At 70.1% G+C, this 14651-nt stretch carries 15 protein-coding genes; 9 read left to right on the top strand and 6 right to left on the bottom strand.

Annotated features, from left to right (window positions below):
- Nucleotides 1-36: 36 nt before the first annotated feature.
- The 4 genes from ACFYO0_RS22815 to ACFYO0_RS22800 form a co-directional block, all read right to left on the bottom strand.
- The gene (locus ACFYO0_RS22815) at nt 37-489 is read right to left on the bottom strand and encodes a hypothetical protein (RefSeq protein ID WP_388678860.1); all 453 of its coding nucleotides are present in this window, start codon (nt 487-489) and stop codon (nt 37-39) included.
- A 239-nt stretch (nt 490-728) separates the two neighbouring features.
- Complete coding sequence (locus ACFYO0_RS22810) at nt 729-1235, bottom strand: GNAT family N-acetyltransferase (protein ID WP_388678857.1); 507 nt, start codon at nt 1233-1235, stop codon at nt 729-731.
- Between the two features lie 174 nt (nt 1236-1409).
- The gene (locus ACFYO0_RS22805) at nt 1410-2018 is read right to left on the bottom strand and encodes an RDD family protein (RefSeq protein ID WP_388678854.1); all 609 of its coding nucleotides are present in this window, start codon (nt 2016-2018) and stop codon (nt 1410-1412) included.
- 284 nt (nt 2019-2302) lie between these two features.
- A complete protein-coding gene (locus ACFYO0_RS22800; protein ID WP_388678851.1) occupies nt 2303-2905 on the bottom strand; it encodes a hypothetical protein in 603 nt (200 codons plus the stop codon).
- A 293-nt stretch (nt 2906-3198) separates the two neighbouring features.
- Between ACFYO0_RS22800 and ACFYO0_RS22795 the strand changes: the two genes are divergently transcribed.
- Nucleotides 3199-4053 (top strand): bifunctional methylenetetrahydrofolate dehydrogenase/methenyltetrahydrofolate cyclohydrolase, encoded by an 855-nt coding sequence (locus ACFYO0_RS22795; protein ID WP_386351278.1) that lies wholly within the window; start codon nt 3199-3201, stop codon nt 4051-4053.
- 343 nt (nt 4054-4396) lie between these two features.
- Entirely contained in the window at nt 4397-4852 is a 456-nt protein-coding gene (locus ACFYO0_RS22790; RefSeq protein ID WP_388679466.1) for a DUF3017 domain-containing protein, read from the top strand.
- 96 nt (nt 4853-4948) lie between these two features.
- On the opposite strand, the gene ACFYO0_RS22785 is transcribed toward ACFYO0_RS22790, so the two are convergent.
- Entirely contained in the window at nt 4949-5203 is a 255-nt protein-coding gene (locus ACFYO0_RS22785) for a hypothetical protein (protein ID WP_388678848.1), read from the bottom strand.
- Between the two features lie 28 nt (nt 5204-5231).
- Between ACFYO0_RS22785 and ACFYO0_RS22780 the strand changes: the two genes are divergently transcribed.
- The 6 genes from ACFYO0_RS22780 (at nt 5232) to ACFYO0_RS22755 (ending at nt 12385) form a co-directional block, all read left to right on the top strand.
- Nucleotides 5232-5690 carry a DUF2690 domain-containing protein gene (locus ACFYO0_RS22780; protein WP_388678845.1) on the top strand — a complete coding sequence of 153 codons (459 nt, stop codon included), beginning with the start codon at nt 5232-5234 and terminating at the stop codon, nt 5688-5690.
- Between the two features lie 699 nt (nt 5691-6389).
- A complete protein-coding gene (locus ACFYO0_RS22775) occupies nt 6390-7694 on the top strand; it encodes an XRE family transcriptional regulator (RefSeq protein ID WP_388678842.1) in 1305 nt (434 codons plus the stop codon).
- 415 nt (nt 7695-8109) lie between these two features.
- On the top strand, nt 8110-9099 hold the full coding sequence (locus ACFYO0_RS22770; RefSeq protein ID WP_388678839.1) for a malate dehydrogenase: 990 nt from the start codon (nt 8110-8112) through the stop codon (nt 9097-9099).
- 283 nt (nt 9100-9382) lie between these two features.
- Nucleotides 9383-11146: a hypothetical protein gene (locus ACFYO0_RS22765; protein ID WP_388678836.1), complete on the top strand. Its 1764-nt coding sequence runs from the start codon at nt 9383-9385 to the stop codon at nt 11144-11146.
- Complete coding sequence (locus ACFYO0_RS22760) at nt 11143-11532, top strand: hypothetical protein (RefSeq protein WP_388678833.1); 390 nt, start codon at nt 11143-11145, stop codon at nt 11530-11532. The genes ACFYO0_RS22765 and ACFYO0_RS22760 overlap by 4 nt, the downstream gene beginning before the upstream one ends.
- Nucleotides 11533-11581: 49 nt before the next feature.
- Entirely contained in the window at nt 11582-12385 is an 804-nt protein-coding gene (locus ACFYO0_RS22755; protein ID WP_388678831.1) for a hypothetical protein, read from the top strand.
- 81 nt (nt 12386-12466) lie between these two features.
- Here ACFYO0_RS22755 and ACFYO0_RS22750 read toward each other — a convergent pair whose 3' ends face one another.
- Entirely contained in the window at nt 12467-13360 is an 894-nt protein-coding gene (locus ACFYO0_RS22750; RefSeq protein ID WP_388678829.1) for a GNAT family N-acetyltransferase, read from the bottom strand.
- A 102-nt stretch (nt 13361-13462) separates the two neighbouring features.
- On the opposite strand from ACFYO0_RS22750, the gene ACFYO0_RS22745 reads away from it, so the two are divergent.
- Entirely contained in the window at nt 13463-14560 is a 1098-nt protein-coding gene (locus ACFYO0_RS22745; RefSeq protein WP_388678827.1) for a DUF5954 family protein, read from the top strand.
- The last annotated feature ends 91 nt before the right edge of the window (nt 14561-14651 follow it).

The following is a 14651-nucleotide window of genomic DNA, read 5'->3' as shown; positions in this document are numbered from 1 at the left end:
GACGAGCGCGTCCGATCATGATCTGGGATCTTGAGGTCAGGGCTGGGTGGTGTCCACGATGAAGCGGCGGCTGAGACTGATCTCGCTCGAGAGCAGGCCCAGGTCGGTGGTCACCGTCAGCTCGTACTCCCCGTCCCGCAACGCCCTCACATCGAGCACCCTGTGGCTTCCGACCCACAGGGTGGGAACGATCTCGCCGTTCAGCCTGACCTCGATATTGCGTAGCGCCTCACGCAGCGACTCGTCGTCGCTGCGACCTGCCGTGTCCACCGTGTCCACCGTGAGCGTGGCCGAGGAGAGCGCGGCGGCGTTCAGCACGCCGCTGCTGGGGATGCCGCGTATCCGGAGCTCCGGCTGGTTCACCGCGTTGGCCAGCGCAATGCCGCCGATCGCCAGGACGGCGGCGACAGCGGCAACCAGAAGTGCGATGAGCACCCTGCGCAGGGACCGGGCTCGCACAGGGTCCGACGTCTTCGGGGCCAGCCGCATGGACACATCCTTCGAGGAGTTGCTGCTGTAGTCGTCGGCCCCGCCGCTTCGTCCCGCCCGTGGCCTTTGCACGGGCCTTCTGAACCGGCTTGAGGACAGACGAGCCCGAGGATACGGACTCGCGGGTGTCCGGCGACCCCGATGGTGTCATCTCAACAGTCACGGAATCCAGTTCGCCCTCACGGAACCGGGCGAGACCCCGCTGACGGCGGCGCGCATAGTGAACTGGCCGAGGAGACTCAGCCAAGGCGGCGGCGGTAGCGAAACTTGTTGAGAGAGGCTCCGCCGGTGGTGTCCTCCACGGCCGCTCCGTCTGCGCGCCAGCCGGCGGCTTCGTAGAAGCGCCGGGCTCGTTCGTTGTCCTCCAGGACCCATAAGGTGGCCTGCGTGTAGTCGGCTTGTCCGAGCGTCGTCAGTGTGGCCAGCATCAGCTGCCTGCCGATTCCGGTGCCCCAGACCTCGGGCATCGCGTAGAGCGTGCCGATTTCCGCGGTGGCAGGTGCCTCCTGAGACGGGCCGAAGCTTGCGAATCCGACGATGCCCGCCTCGGTTTCGGCCACCAGTACTCCCGACCTCGGCCAACGTGCCTCCGCGATGTGCGCCTTCCACTCGGCCTCTTCGCGGCTCCGGTCCATGGCGTCGAGGTAGTGACGGGGAACGAGCCCCGCGAAGGCCACCTGCCAGGAGCGCACATAGACCCCGGCGACCGCTGATGCGTCATCAGGCCACGCCTGTCGCGTCTGCATGGCCGTCATTCTTCAAGTTGCCGCAATCCGGGGCCAGTTGTTTTCGCGAGGGTGAGTCGACTGCTGCTCTCGGGCCCGCCCGAAGGCGAGCCGTGCGCCGTGACGTGCCAGGACCGTGCCCCTCCCTCGCGGGGTGGGACACGGCCCTTGGCGTGAGTGGCGTGAGCGCGCCCGTCAGGCCTTGACGACCACCGTGCTGCAGACCTTGTCGGAGAACGTCTGCTTCTTGTCGTCCCAAAGCGGCCACAGCCAGCCGAGGTAGCAGGCGGCGCTGTCGAGGATGTGGGCAATGCGGCGGACGAATGCCATGCCGAAGCCGAGCGGCTGGCCGTCGCTCTCCCGCAGCAGCCTGATGCCCATGGTCTTCTTGCCGATCGTCTGGCCGGTCTTGCCCTCCTGCATCAGCAACCAGACAATTACGCCGATCATGGCAACGATGGTGATGAGGCCGCCTATACCCGCCGCTGTTTCACTGATCAGTGCCCCGATCACCGCGGGGAGGTAGGCGACCAGGAGGATGAGCGAGTCCACCAGTGTCGCGAGCACCCGCGATCCCCAGTGGGCATAGGGGGGCGGACCGCCGTACATCTGCCCCTGCTGCGGGTACTGCCCGCCGGGCTGCTGGGGGTAGCCGTAGCCCTGCTGGGGCGGGACACCCTGCGGGGCCTGCTGCGGGTAGCCGTAACCGGGCTGGCCCTGCGGCTGCTGCGGGTGGCCGTACGGCTGCTGCCCGCCCTGCGGGGGCGGCTGTCCGTACGGGTTGTTCGGGTCGCCAAAGCTCATGGCGGTGATTCCTCCGTTGAAGAGTGCGGGGACTACGCGGCTTGTACGGAGGAGAAGTTCGAGCTGATCGCCGCCTGTCCCCCGTGCACTGCCCGCGGCACTGCGCCGCTCATCGTTCTAAAGGCCAGGCACATTTGTCCAGACAGATCCCGGAGGAGATGTGCAAGCGCAACATCGGTGATCCTGGACAAACGCGGGGGACAACGTGGGACAGGCCGTCGCGCGGGTCTTGGGCAGGCCATCGCGCGGGTCTTGGGGGCGTCGCGCCTGGACTCGGAACCGCCTCAGTGGCGTGGGCGGTTGAACCAGGCGGCGCCGTCCGACCGGCCCACGAACACCGCGATGAGGATCGCGAGCACGGTGTGCGCCAGACCGATGATGATGAACGGGTAGATGCCGAGGATCGCGGTGATGATGGCGAACACCATGGCGGCGATACGAATGCCGTTGCCGCCGCTGCCGACCTTCGCCCCGAGGAAGACCGCGAAGACGCCCCAGGCCAGGACCGCGACGGTCGCGAACCACAGCGCGCCGGTCGAGAAGTCGGCGAGCTGCTGGAATTCGACCTCGTTCTCGAGCGACGGGTCGTCCTTGGCCGCCTGGACCGCGACGGCGGAGATCGCCATCAGGATGGCGCCGATCACCTGGAGTCCGGCGATGACGAACAGCATCACGCGCGCGGACTTCACGCCGCCCGGCATCTGCATCGGACCGCCGGGGTAGCCGCCGTACGGCTGCTGCTGGAGGGGCGGCGCCTGCGGGTAGCCGTAACCCGGCTGTCCCTGCGGGGCGCCGAAGCCGGGCTGCCCCGAGGGCTGCTGGGACGGATAGCCGGGCTGCTGGCCCTGCGGCGGACCGTAGGGGTTGTTCGGGTCGCCGAAGCTCATGGCGTCTTGCCTCCGTTGTGGCGTGAGTGCGGGGACGACGCGGCACATTTCGGAGGAAAGCTCTACAGATGCGGTTCGTCCCCCCGGTACTGCCCCGCGGCACTGTGGCGTTCATCGTCCTTAACGCGCCGCTTATTTGTCCAGACGGATTCGGAATGTGTTGTGCAAGTGCAACAGCGCTGATCTTGGACGGATGCGGGGGACAGGGCGCCGAGCGGCTCCGGGGATGCCTTGGGGAGGTCTTGAGGTGACCTGATTGGAACCGGGGCCCGGTCATCCGCGAGGATGGGCACATGACCGCCCAGATTCTCGATGGCAAGGCCACCGCAGCCGCGATCAAGTCCGACCTGACCGTCCGCGTGGCGGCCCTGAAGGAGAAGGGCATCACGCCTGGTCTCGGAACCGTCCTGGTGGGCGATGACCCCGGCAGCCAGAAGTACGTCGCCGGGAAGCATCGCGACTGCGCCCAGGTCGGTATCGCCTCCATCCAGCGCGAGCTGCCCGCGACCGCCACGCAGGAGGAGATCGAGGCCGTCGTCCGGGAGCTCAACGAGGACCCGGCCTGCACGGGATACATCGTCCAGCTGCCGCTGCCCAGAGGCATCGACGAGAACCGTGTCCTGGAGCTGATGGACCCGGACAAGGACGCGGACGGTCTGCACCCGATGAACCTCGGCCGTCTCGTACTGAACGAGCCGGCGCCGCTGCCCTGCACGCCGAACGGCATCCTCACCCTCCTGCGCCGGCACGGCGTGGAGATCAAGGGTGCCGAGGTCGTGGTCGTCGGCCGTGGCGTGACGATCGGCCGCCCGATGCCGCTGCTGCTCACCCGGCGCAGCGAGAACGCGACGGTGACGCAGTGCCACACCGGTACGCGTGATCTGTCCTCCCACTTGAAGCGGGCGGACATCATCATCGCCGCGGCAGGCTCCGCGCACCTGGTCCGCCCCGAGGACGTCAAGCCGGGTGTCGCGGTCCTCGACGTCGGCGTCTCCCGCAGTGCCGAGGGCAAGATCGTCGGCGACGTCCACCCGGGAGTCGCCGAGGTCGCCGCCTGGATCTCCCCGAACCCCGGTGGAGTCGGCCCCATGACCAGGGCCCAACTCCTCGTCAACGTGGTCGAGGCGGCGGAGCGCAGTGCCGGCTGAGGACACGACCGAGAACCGGGACGCGACCGAATCGCCGGAGGCCACGCGGGCACGCGACGCCGAGCCGGGCTCCGGGTCAGCGCGAGCCGGCGACGCCGAGCCGGGTACCAGGTCTGCACAGGCACGCGACGCCGCACCGCGCACCGAGTCCGCGCGGGCCGCGAAGTCGGAAGCCGACCGGCCGCACAACGGAGAACGGCGTGCCGCGAAACGGCAAGGCACGGAGTCGCCCGCGGCATCCGCGCAGGCTGCGGAGCCGTCTGCCGGCGGTTCGCCGGGCGCTGAGCCGCACGGCGAGGAGCCGGCGGGCAGCGGGCCGGGTTCCGTCGCGGCAGCCGGCGACATTCCGCGGGAGGGCGAGATCGTTACCCGGGACGCCGTCAGTACCGTCGGCCCCGACGGGGAGCCGCAGCGGACCACCCGGCGGTTTCCGCGGATCACGAGGGACACCGCTCGGCCCGAGGGCGGGGGGCGGGCCGCGTCCGGCGACGCGCCCGCGCCCGCGCGGCAGTGGCCGATGCTCACCGTCGCGGGGACCGTCGGGCTCGGGCTGCTGCTCACCGCGTTCGACGTCTTCCGGTACGGCACGCTGCTGATCGGAGTCGGGCTGCTCATGGGCGGCGTACTGCGCTGGGCGCTGCCCGGCGTGGGCATGCTCGCCGTCCGCTCCCGCTTCACGGACCTCGTCACGTACGGCGTCCTGGGCGTGACCATCGTGCTGCTCGCGATGATGGTCCAGCCCAACCCGAAGCTGGAGATCCCGTTCCTGGAAGACATACTGCACTTCACGATCCGCTGAGCACGAGCGCCCGTGGCGGAGGCCCGCACTCTCCCCCGAGTCGGAGTGCGGGCCTCCGCGTTTCCTCGCGGTGGCTCGGTCGGGCTCGTATGCGGCTCAGCAGTTGTTGTCGGTGTTGGCCGGGTAGACACGTGGCACGGCGTCGTTCCAGCCGCCGCCGGTCATCGAGGCCGACCGCTGACCGCTCGCGATGCAGACCTTGACGCCGGTGTGGGCCTGGAACGCCGCGTCGTCGTCGCGCCGGTTCCAGTACGACGGTGCCTTGCGGTCGAAGCTGTATCCGCTCGGGTTCTGCCAGTAGCCCTCGTCCTTGAAAACCAGCCGACGCCGCGGAAGTTGCTGTGCTGCCACAGGTGCAGCCTGTCCTCGGGGCAGCTCGGTGTTTCCTCCCGGGAGGAGCGCTGCGGAGGCCGAGGCCGAGGCGGAGGCGGGCGGGCGGCACGGCGGCCGGGTACGCCGGGTCGCGTTCGCCGCGGGTGCGGCCATCGCCGCTGCCGTGTGCGCCGCGGTCCTCCTCCTGCTGCCGGACGAGTCGGCGGACAGCGCGGTGCCCCCACCGACGTACTCACCCGGCTGCACCGGCCCCGACTGCGACGGCCAGAACCCCGTGGACATGGGCTGCGGCGGCGACAACATGGTGACCACGGCCGCCCAGCGAACCTTCTCCGACGGACAGCGCGTGGAACTGCGCCGCGGCACGACGTGCCACGCGGCGTGGGCGCGCGCGACGCGGCTGCGGATCGGGGACCGGGTCGAGCTGACCCGCTCCGGGCCGGCCCCAAGGAAGTACGGGCGACCGTGCGGGATGACACGACCGGCTATCTCGCGACGGCGATGACGCCGGCGGACGATCCGGCCGGGACCCACGTCTGCCTGATTCCGGCCAAGGGTGACCGTGTCTGCATCGAGGCCTGAGCTTGGCTTGCGCCCGGTTGTATCGGTGCGCCTGAGCCCGGGACCGGCGGCGTGACGGCGACGTCCGTCCACTCCCCCGAGCGAGGACGGACGCCGCCTGCGCTCAAGAGTCATGGACGTGCCAACGGGGCTTCAACACCTGTGAGTTCCCTGTGGCACGGAGGTGACCGTTCCGGTACCTCGTGCTTGTCGTGCGACAAGTCCCGTAACGATCTGTACTTCACCCGCCGGTAGGTATGCGATTCCCCTGATGCATCCGGTTCACTAGTGACAGACGATGTCGTGTATGTGTTCCCGTTGTGTCGATGTATTGACAAGTTCGGGGATTTGATCTGATCACGTCCAACGCCAGGGATAACGTGGGCAATCGGGACGGTCCGGGACTTCCCGTGCGCTGACCAGGGGGCCCAGCAGGTAGCACGGGATCTCGGTGGGACACTGGACCGCATACCAGCGGGCGTGCAACGGTGCATGCCCACGGCTCGAAATGCTCCTGTGCGCCCGCACCCGGGGAACTGAGATCCTGGCTCCGCGCATCCCTGTGGGTAGGCCGGAACGGGGACTCGGCAGAGGGCGTCACGCGCGAGGAAAGTAAGCACGTACGGGGGGAAGAGGGGGAGCAATGCCTCGTTGGAGGGCCTTGCCGGATGAACTCGATCCGCAGGTCAGGGAGTTCGCCAGCCAGCTGCGTCGACTTGTCGACCGCAGTGGGCTGAGCGTCGCTGCCGTGGCCGACCGCACCGGTTACAGCAAGACGTCCTGGGAGCGGTATCTGAACGGCCGGCTGCTCGCGCCCAAGGGTGCGATCGTGGCACTGGCCGAGGTGACCGGAACGAATCCGGTTCATCTGACCACGATGTGGGAGCTGGCCGAGCGGGCATGGAGCCGCTCGGAGATGCGCCACGACATGACCATGGAGGCCATACGGATCTCCCAGGCGCGCGCCGCGCTCGGGGAGTTGGGGCCCACGCCTCCCAAGGCCAAGGGTGGCAGCCGCGGCAAGCCGGCGAGCAAGGCCGCAGCTGCGGCCCCACCCAAGCCGGCGGGCGCCGGGGCCTCGGCGCCGCCGCGGGGTCCCGCGTCGGGCGGGGATGCGCCGACGTCGTTCCTCGGGCGGGTTCCGCAGAAGGAGTCGTCGGGCTCGTCGAGTTCGGCGGGTGGGGCTTCGCCCGGTGCGTCCGGTAGGTCTGGTACGTCCACTCCTGGTGGTCCTTCGGCTCCGCGTACGGGCAGTTGGGGTGTTGCTCCTCCGTCGAATCTCTCCGGTTCGGCGGGACTGGCCGGCAAGTCCGGTCAGTCGGCATGGCCGGGACAGTCGGGTTCTTCCGGGCAGTCCGGGTACTCCGCGCCGACCGGGCCGTCCGGTCCGACCGGAGGGCCGCCCGAGGACGCCCGGCCGCCGCGCTCCGGTGGTTCGCCGGACGCTCAGCGGCGGAAGCGGCGCGTCACGATGTTCCTCGCGGGCGTCGTCGGCGCGCTCGTGGTGATCGCGGCTGCCCTCTACCTCACCGACCCCGGTGGGGAGGGCGGGAACGGGGACGAGGCGAAGCCGAGCCCGACCCCGTCCGTCAGCAAGAACCTGCCGTCCGGTGTCCAGTGCAGCGGCAAGGACTGCACGGGCCAGGACCCGGAGAACATGGGCTGCGGCGGCGAGTTGGCGACGACCACCGACAACGTCACGGTCGGCACGGCCCTCGTCGAGGTGCGCTACAGCAAGACCTGTGGCGCCGCCTGGGCCCGCATCACGCAGGCCACGGTCGGCGACGAGGTCCAGATCAGCTCGTCCGGCGCGGCGGAGCAGACCGGCAAGGTGAAGGTGGACACCGACACGTACACGCCGATGGTGGCCGTGAAGGACGCGGGCGAGGCGAAGGCTTGCGCGACGCTGGCTTCGGGCGAGGAGGGCTGTACGGCGTCCGCCGGTTGAGCAGGGGGTTCGTTCTTGGGCGCGGGGCGCGACCAGCCACGACGCACCCGCAGTCGCCCATGAACCGAACCCACCACCCCTGTAGGCGCCCGCAATCCCCGGGCGACAGGAATGACCCGCCAACTGCGGGGCAGGCGAACCCCAGCCCCCACGGGAATCCGGTCCCGGCCGGGAGGTGGCACCCACCTCCCGGCCCCGGCACCCCCACCCGGCGGCCGTCGTCACCCCCTCTCCCGGACCGGCGGCCGCCGCTTCGTGGGGCTGTGGGGTGGGCCACACGGACCCGGACGTCCTGGATCCTGGATGCGCGATAGCCTGATCGCTGGATCTCTCTTGACGCCAAGAGATCGATCATCTGTAGGTCCGCACCCCGGGGCAAGGACGCCCCACCGCCAGCTGTCATACGGAGAACGCCATGACCCGCACCCCCGTGAACGTCACCGTCACCGGCGCGGCCGGCCAGATCGGTTACGCCCTGCTCTTCCGCATCGCCTCCGGCCAGCTGCTCGGCGCGGACGTGCCGGTCAAGCTGCGCCTCCTGGAGATCACCCCGGCGCTGAAGGCCGCCGAGGGCACGGCGATGGAGCTCGACGACTGCGCCTTCCCGCTCCTTCAGGGCATCGACATCTCGGACGACCCGAACGTCGCCTTCGACGGCACGAACGTAGCCCTCCTGGTCGGCGCCCGCCCCCGTACGAAGGGCATGGAGCGCGGCGACCTGCTCGAGGCCAACGGCGGCATCTTCAAGCCGCAGGGCAAGGCCATCAACGACCATGCCGCGGACGACATCAAGGTCCTCGTCGTCGGCAACCCGGCCAACACCAACGCGCTCATCGCCCAGGCCGCCGCCCCGGACGTACCGGCCGAGCGCTTCACGGCGATGACCCGTCTGGACCACAACCGTGCGCTGAGCCAGCTCGCGAAGAAGACGGGCGCCTCGGTCGCCGACATCAAGCGCCTGACGATCTGGGGCAACCACTCGGCCACCCAGTACCCCGACATCTTCCACGCCACGGTCGCCGGCAAGAACGCCGCCGAGACCGTCAACGACGAGAAGTGGCTGGCCGAGGACTTCATCCCGACCGTCGCCAAGCGTGGCGCGGCCATCATCGAGGCCCGCGGCGCCTCCTCGGCGGCCTCCGCAGCGAACGCCGCCATCGACCACGTCCACACCTGGGTCAACGGCACGGCCGACGGTGACTGGACGTCGATGGGCATCACGTCCGACGGCTCGTACGGCGTCCCGGAGGGCCTGATCTCCTCCTTCCCGGTCACCGCGAAGGACGGCCGGTACGAGATCGTCCAGGGCCTCGACATCAACGACTTCTCCCGCACCCGCATCGACGCGTCGGTGAAGGAGCTGGAGGAGGAGCGGGAGGCAGTCCGCGGTCTCGGCCTCATCTAACGGCCTGACCTGAGCGGCTGATCCGAGACGATCCTCGGCGTTCGGCCGAGCCGACCCCCGGCATTCCGCGAGCCCGTACGGCCACACCCGGCCGTGCGGGCTCGTCCTTTCTCCGCGTACGGCAGCGCTCATGCGCCGGACCGGGAAGATTCACCTGTTCGAGCGGGATTTCGGTTCGCCCCTCCCGTCACCGTGGTTGCTCCGCTAACGTCAACTCCCTTGTCCACCAATGGAATTCGCCCGCAGTCGGTATGCGCCTGCGGCAATCGGGAGTGTCGGGAGCATGGGAAGCGAACCGTCGAGGCGGCGTTGGGGCCACACCGAGGCCACCAGGCTGTTGTGCGCGGGTGCCCATCTGGACGCGGGGTTCCGCAGGCGCATCATCGACGAACTCGTCGGACACGCGGAGCGCCCGGTGGCGCCGACGCTCGGTGCGGACGTCCTGCCCGTCCTCGCACACGCACTGCGCGCCCGCCGCGAAGAGGTGCGTACGGCCCTGCTGCTCCTCGCGGTGTGGGCCGGCTTCCTGGCCAGTGATGTGGTGATGATCAGGGACACCGTGGAGGACCGCGCCGGCGGCGACACCGGGCTGTCCTTCGTCGACTACGTCCGGTTCGTCTTCGAGTCGGACGGCTCGGACGAGTTGGGGGCGCCGGGCCTGTTCGGCGGGCTGCTGCCGGGCACCTGGACGATGTCGTACGCCTCGGTGGTCCTGCTGCTGTGGTTCGCGCGGGTCATCTCCGGCCGGGGCACGGACACCGCCGTGGTGCAGCGGCTGAAGCTGCCACCCGCGCTGGCGTGGGTGCAGCGGCGCCTCGGCTGGCTGGTGACCGCGTTCGCCTGGCTGACCTGCCTCGGATACTGGGTGCAGGCCTGGGCCGGGATCGAGGACAACCCGTACCCCGTGATCTTCCCGCTCCTGCTCGCCGTCGTCGTATGGCGTCACCAGTGGCATCGGAAGCAGACGCTGCGCACGGCGCTGGCTCGCCAGACGTTCGCCGAGACGCCCGGCCCCGACCTGCCCGGCCGCTACGAGGCCCTCGCCGAGCGCATCCGCCGGGAGCAGGACGCCTCGCTCACCCTCTACGACGTCAACCGGCCCTTCGTCGGAGCCGGAGTGACCCGTAAGCCCTGGTCGGTCGTACTGGAGCTGCGGCGCAGGGAGGCGGGGGAGGGCGGCAACGGCGTACCGGCACCCCGGTCGGATGCCGCACGGCTCACGGCACGCGAGATCATCGACATGATCACCCCCCGGCTGCGGGCGCTGAAGACGCCGGCCGGGGACGGGAGCCGGGACCGGCTGCGGGAGCTGGAGATCGAGGAGTTCGTCTACCTTCCGTCCGGTGTGGGCCGCGACGAGCCGCTCGTCATCGGCCCGGACGACACCCGTACCGCGAGCGTGTACGAGTCCGCGCAGGCCAACCGGCACTTGGCCGAGTCCGTGGGGGAGGGCGGGGAGGCCCGGCGGCACTTCCTGCGGATCAGGGTGGGGGCCTGGAACGAGCAGGTCGTCGTCTCGCTGCTGGTCCGCGTGCACACCCAGGGCGGCATGCTCGTGCTGGAGGTGGTGCCGCATGTGCTGGGGCCGATCGTGCCGGAGTTCCGGCAGATCGACGCCATCGTGGGGCGCCCGCCGGAAGGTCCGCTGCGGGACGCCGTCCGCGCCCTCGTCGACGCACCCTCGGTCGGCCTGGCGACGGGGATCGCGGCCCTGCGCACCCTGAGCTCCGCACTGCGGCAGTCGTCGGCCCGTCCCGAACTGGCCGCGCCCGACGCGCCCTTGGTCTCGCTGCGCGAGCTGGCCTGCACCGACGAGCTGTCCCTCTTCCAGGAGATGGATGTCGCCCGCTACATCAGGACCCTCCAGGACCGGATTGGCGAAGGCGTACGGGAGGCCCTCCAGGCCCACGGCTACCGCACCGACCGCCTGGAGCAGAACATCACCAACATCCACAACAGCGGGCTCTACATCAAGGAGATGTCCGGCGGCGCCCTCGCCACGGGCTCGCACGGCCAGGCCACGCACACGGAGAGGAGCACGGTATGAGCACCGACGGGGGAGCGAGCGGGGGGACGGGCGGCGGGCCGCAGATCCACATCGGTTCGATCAGCGGGGGCTCCCAGGCCTTCGGCGACCACGGCAAGGCCGAGTCCGTCAACTACACGGCTGTATCTGCCGAGCCGGGGTACGGGGAGCTGCTCACCGCCGTACGGGCGCTGCGCACCGAACTCGGACAGCAGGAACGTACGGCCGAGAGTGAGGCCCTCGGTGCCGAACTGGCCGAAGTGGAGGGCGAGATCGCCCGCACCGGGCGCAGCGCGCCAGGACCGCTCACCCGGCTACGTGACCGTCTCGCGGCCTACGGCCCCGCGGCGGCGACTGCCGCGTCCGTGACCGCCGTCACCCAGGCGATCACCCAGCTGCTCGGCTGAGCCGGAGGGACAACGATGGCACAGGGACAACGATGGTGAGGGTCCAACGATGGTGAGGGTCTTCGACGCCGACCGCCAGGACTGGGCGGGGCCCGAAGAGGAACAGCAGATCGTCGTGGACCAGCGGCGCGACGGAGTACGCCAGCGCCAGGCGCTGCGCGGAGCCGTCGTGGTCCTCGCGGTCTGCGGACTGTCCTTCGGCACGTGGGCGCTGGGCTGGAAGGACGAGCCGGGACCGCGGGGGTACTTCACGGCCCGCGAGACCCCGGCGCCCGGACAGAGCGGGGAAACGAACGGCGACCCGGACGGGGGTACGGGCACCGGGGACCCGGCGTCCCCGAGCCCGTCGGCCACACTGCCTCTCGGATTCGAGCCCGTGCAGGACGAGGAGGGCTTCCGCGTGGCCGTCAAGGAGGACTGGGTCGAGAACCGGCAGACGGTCGACTCCATCCACGGCTTCGACGTCGTCAACTACCGCAGTGCGGACGGTTCCCGCCGCCTTCAGATCTACGAGGTGCTGGAAGCCAGCCCGGAGGAATCGCTCCAGGAGTTCGTGTCCGCCGACACCCCCAAGCCCGACGGCTTCGAGCAGCTCTCCCTGGAGAACCCCGAGGACAGCGGACTCCCCGCCGCCCGCCTCGAATACCTCGCCGACTCCCTCAGGGGCGAGCAGGAGATCGGCATCTGGCACGTCGTCGACCACCGCTTCGAATCCGTGGACGGCAAGCTGTACGCGATCACCTCCTACGGCCCGGAGTCGGACGGCTTCGACGACGAACGCAAGGTCCTGGAAACGGCGTTGGCCTGGTTCTGCCCACCGGCCATGGTGTGCCCGGAACCGGCAACGGAATGACGCCCGTGCACGGGCAGGAGGCGGAGGCGGCCCGCTCAGCGGGTTACGGGTGGCTGTTTCAGGGACGCAGAGGCGGCTGCTTCAGCGACTTTTCTTCAGGGACTTCTCGAACCAGTACGCCCCGTACACGTCGTCGTTGTAGCGGGGGATCTCGGTATACCCGCACGCCCGGTACATCGCCTGTGCCTCGCTGAGCGAGGCATGCGTGTCGAGGCGTACGACTCCGTAGCCGCGCTCCACGGCCTGCCGCTCCAGCTCGGCGAGCAGCCGACGGGCGAGGCCGAGGCGGCGGGCGTCCGGGTGCACCCATACATGCCGGATCTCGCCGACGCCCGGTTCGAGCCGCCGCAGGGCCGCGCATCCCACGGGACGGCCTTCCTCGTACGCGACGAGGAAGGCGCCCGTGTCCCCCGACGCCTCGTGCGGCTGGACGAGGGCCGCCCGGTCGTAGCCCTCGGGGAAGCGGGCGTCGATGTCGGCGGCGTAGGCGTAGAGGCAGGCGCGGGCGTCCGGGGCGGCTCCGTCGACGAGTTCGACCGTGATCGCGGCGAGCCTGAGCAGCCGCTGGGCGGTGCCGAGGGACTCGGTCAACTGCCCACGCTGGGCCGGTGTCAGCCCGTTGAGCAGGCCTTCGGCGAGGCGATTGGCCCGCCGGTTCTGCTCCTTCACCTCGACGCGTCCGGCCGGGGTCAGCTCCGCGAGCCGCAGCCGGGTGTCCTGCGGATGCACGGTGATCCGCACCAGGCCCTGCGCCTCCAGGGCCTTCGCCATCCGGCTCAAGTACCCGGCGTCCAGGCCGAGTCGGCCGCGCAGCTCGCGCAGCGAGGTCCCGTCCCCGATCTCGTACAGAAGCCGGGCCTCGCCGAGTGGCCGGTCCTGGCCCAGGTAGTGGTCGTCGAGTGCGCCGATACGCCGGGTGAAGTAGCGGTTGAAGCGGCGCAAGGTGGTCACGTGCTCTGTGGACACTGGCTCCATATTTCTTTGACTTTAGTCAAAGGTGCCGGGAGGTGTAAGGGGGAGCCCATGAATTGTCCGAAGTAGGTGGCAGGGGTACGGCCCACCGGGCACAGTCCGTACATGAGCGGTTACGCAGACGAGGTGCCCGGCTATCTGACGTTCCGGGTGACCCCGCAGGAGGGGCCGATCGCAGCCTTCGCCGAGCAGGAGGCATGGCAGGCACGGGAGCGGTACCCGCAGCTGCTGGGGGTGGGGATTCCCGAGTTCTTCCATGCCCGGGAGCTTGAGGAGGGCGGCTGGCAGCTGTCCGACTACAGCAGCGATACGCCGCAGGGAGCGCGGGACATGCTGGGTTCGCACTTCCGGCGCAGCGCCAAGGAGGCCGAGGACGCCGGGGACGAGAGCGCACCGGGCAAGTGGATGTCTGCGGCCAGACGTATGGACCGCGAGGTCGTCGACGAACTGACCGTGCTGGGCGGCCGGTTCAGGATCGTCCGCGCCTCGCGGTTCATCCGGATGGGCGGCAACGGCCCCGAGCCACCCCGCCCTTCCGACCCTGATCCTCTCGACGCCGATCATGTACGTCCCCGGGGTCGGGTGATCGACCCGTACACCGGTACGGGGCTGGCCGACGGCATCCTCAAACTGGACCTGGTGCGGTTCGTCGGCGTCGTGCCGGGCGCGCCGGCGGACGTCGCCGACGACGCGCGCCGGGCTCTGGCGACTCATCCGGGCGGCGTCCTCCTCCCCGCTGTGTTCATGATCTCCGAGCGTGTGGACGGCAGTTGGAAGCCGCACAATCCTGGGGCGTCCCACCCCTCGCCGCAGGCCGCGCGTGACGTCCTGGCGTCGTACCTGCGCGTCATGGGCCCCTTCGAACTCCGCCTCGACGACGCCGCCCGCGAGGAGTACGCCCGTGCCGCCGACCGCCTCGACGAGAGGCGCAGCAACGTGGCGAGTGTCGCGGGCCGCCGCTTTCGCGTCACCCGCGTCGAACGTCTGGTCCGCATCGGGCCCGACGGCCCCGAGGCCCCGCGGCCTTCGGACTTCGACCCCGACCCTCCGGTCGAGGTCCATGCGCGCCGGCTCAAGGAGCAGGGGCTCTGGAAGGAGGAGGACGAGCCCATCGAGCTCGATGAACGCACGCTGGAGCTGAAGCGTCTGTGGGAGGCGGAGGAGGAGCGGCGGCGGGCGGCGCAGAAGCGCAAGGGGGGCTGAGTTTTTCGCGTTCGGCAGCGGGTCCGTGGTGGCCCCTCGCGCAGTTCCCCGCGCCGCTGAAAGCAAAAGCCTGCGCCTTCCCGCGCCCCGA

Origin of the sequence: Streptomyces sp. NPDC006365 (assembly GCF_042870755.1) — a bacterium.
In the GTDB taxonomy this organism is placed as follows: Bacteria; Actinomycetota; Actinomycetes; order Streptomycetales; family Streptomycetaceae; genus Streptomyces; species Streptomyces xiangluensis.
Note: the sequence above shows the minus strand (reverse complement) of the source record. Positions and strands in the feature narration are given on the sequence as shown.